At 74.5% G+C, this 730-nt stretch carries 2 pseudogenes; both read left to right on the top strand.

Annotation, left to right across the window (positions count from 1 at the left end):
- Window positions 1-240, top strand: a pseudogene (locus ACLJQE_RS44650) (MoxR family ATPase); the annotation flags it as partial.
- A gap of 1 nt (window position 241) precedes the next feature.
- Window positions 242-730, top strand: a pseudogene (locus ACLJQE_RS44645) (hypothetical protein); the annotation flags it as partial.

Below are 730 nucleotides of genomic sequence, written 5' to 3'. Positions count from 1 at the left end.
GAGCCGGACGCCGGCCAGCTCGCGGCCATGGTCGCGGCGCACGCACTGGACCCGGAGGGCAGCCGGGCCGGGCTGATCGAAGACTTCATCGCGCGCAGCGCGGCCGTCGGCGGCTTGCCCGCGGACAAGCTGCTCGACGCGGTTTTCCTGGCCACCTCGGGCGCCTACCGGCCGGAGGACGGAGCGTGGCCGCGGCTCGTCGATTCGCTCTGGCGGCAGCTCAGCCAGCAGGTGCCGTGAGATGCCGGAGCGGCCGGACCCCACTGCGGGTGACCACGACCTGACGTGGACCGAACTCGGCGACGGCCTCTGGCTCATGGCCGCCATCGACACGACCCGGGCCCCGGCTTCGCAGCCGGCGAGGCCTCCGGAACGGCCGGCCGCCCCGCTGCCGAAGCACCAGGAGAACCGGCGAGAGCCGCCTCCGCACGAACGCCCGCTCGCCCCCGCCGACGGTGAGAGTGCACCCGATCGTGAACCGCCGGCGGCCGATCGCCCTTCGTTCGCCGAGCAGCTCGCGGGCAATGGCGGTCCGCTCGCGCCGCGGGCCGGAGGGCCGTCACCCGACGCGGACCTCACCGGCGCGCCGACGGCCCCGGTGCTGCCCGGTGCGGCCGAGCTCGTCCGTGCTCTCCGCCCGTTCAAGCGGAAAGTCTTCTCGAAACAGGTGGACGACGTCGAGCTCGACGAAGACCGCACCGCGGAGGAAGCCGCGCAGACCGGGGTGTGG

Origin of the sequence: Amycolatopsis sp. lyj-346 (genome assembly GCF_046548975.1) — a bacterium.
Lineage (GTDB): Bacteria > Actinomycetota > Actinomycetes > Mycobacteriales > Pseudonocardiaceae > Amycolatopsis.
The sequence above is the reverse complement of the archived record's forward strand: the minus strand, read 5'-3'. Positions and strand labels throughout refer to the sequence as shown.